The sequence below is a fragment of the Micromonospora sp. NPDC047753 genome (assembly GCF_040642735.1).
Taxonomy (GTDB): Bacteria; Actinomycetota; Actinomycetes; order Mycobacteriales; family Micromonosporaceae; genus Micromonospora.
In genome coordinates, this window is record NZ_JBEYSL010000890.1 from 1 (window position 1) to 1,142 (window position 1,142).

The 1,142-nt window shown below is 72.1% G+C and carries 1 protein-coding gene and 1 pseudogene; both read left to right on the forward strand.

Annotated features, from left to right (window positions below):
* Window positions 1–222: pseudogene (locus tag ABZ749_RS35505) on the forward strand (ABC transporter permease); the annotation flags it as partial.
* Window positions 223–366: 144 nt separating this feature from the next.
* Complete coding sequence (locus ABZ749_RS35510) at window positions 367–1,071, forward strand: cytidine deaminase (RefSeq protein WP_357235828.1); 705 nt, start codon at window positions 367–369, stop codon at window positions 1,069–1,071.
* Window positions 1,072–1,142: the final 71 nt, after the last annotated feature.

Consider the following 1,142-nt stretch of genomic DNA (forward strand, 5'->3'; position numbering starts at 1 on the left):
GCGCTGATCTTCGGCCGCTGGAACCCGACCGGCGCGCTGCTCGCCGCGCTGTTCTTCGGATTCGCCGACCAGCTCGCCACGTACCTGGGCGCGATCAGCAGCTCGATCCCCAGCCAGTTCCTGGCCATGCTGCCCTACCTGGCGACGATCCTGGCGGTCGCCGGGCTGGTCGGTCGGGTCCGGGCACCGGCCGCCGACGGCAAGCCCTACATCAAGGGCTGACCTCCGGGGCGGGCCCGTTCCCACGTGATCAAGTCATGAAAAGTAGATGCCGGGACCGTTCCTGGCCTACTTCTCATCACTTGATCACGGCGGGCGGCCGCCCCTGCCCGCTCCTGACCTGGGCAGCTTGGGCAGAATGGCGGCATGACCGACATTGACTGGGCACGGTTGCGCGCTGCCGCCATCGAGGCGATGCGGCACGCGTACGCGCCGTACTCGACGTTCCCGGTTGGCGCGGCCGCACTTGTTGACGACGGCCGGGTGGTGGTCGGCTGCAACGTGGAAAACGCCGCGTACGGGGTGACGCTGTGCGCCGAGTGCGGGGTCGTGTCCAGCCTGCACGCCACCGGTGGCGGCCGTCTCGTCGCGCTCTCCTGCGTCGACGCGACAGGCGAGCCGTTGATGCCGTGTGGCCGCTGCCGGCAGCTGCTCTGGGAGCACGGCGGGCCGGAGTGCCTGATCGAGAGCAGGACCCGGCCACTGCGGATGGCCGAGCTGCTGCCGCACGCCTTCGGCGTGGAGGACCTGGAGGCCGTCACCGGGGAGACGCCGGTGCCGGTGGTCCCGGAGCGGCTCGCCGCCTGGCGCGGGCGCGGCACCGTCTTCGTGCACCCGGACATGTCCGCCGGTCAGCAGGTCTGGACGGCGTACTGGGAGCGGTCGGCAGGCGACGACGCCGGCGCCGAGACCGGGGTGCTGGAGGAGGCGCCGAGCTGGGACGACCCGGCCGAGGCGATCACCTGGGGCCTGGCCCGGACACCGCGTGTGGTGGTGGTCGACGCCACCGGCACCATCTTCTGGGCCGGCGAGGGTGAGCCGCCGCTGGAGATCCCGGTTCGCTGGGGTTGAGCTCGGGGATTGGGCCGACCGTGCCCGGCTCCGGGCGGTCAGGCTTGATCCCTCCGCCGGGCACGGTCGGC

Excerpts from the sequence above, each read along its gene's own strand:
- ABZ749_RS35510 (WP_357235828.1), top strand. The coding sequence starts at position 367 with ATGACCGACATTGACTGGGCACGGTTGCGCGCTGCCGCCATCGAGGCG.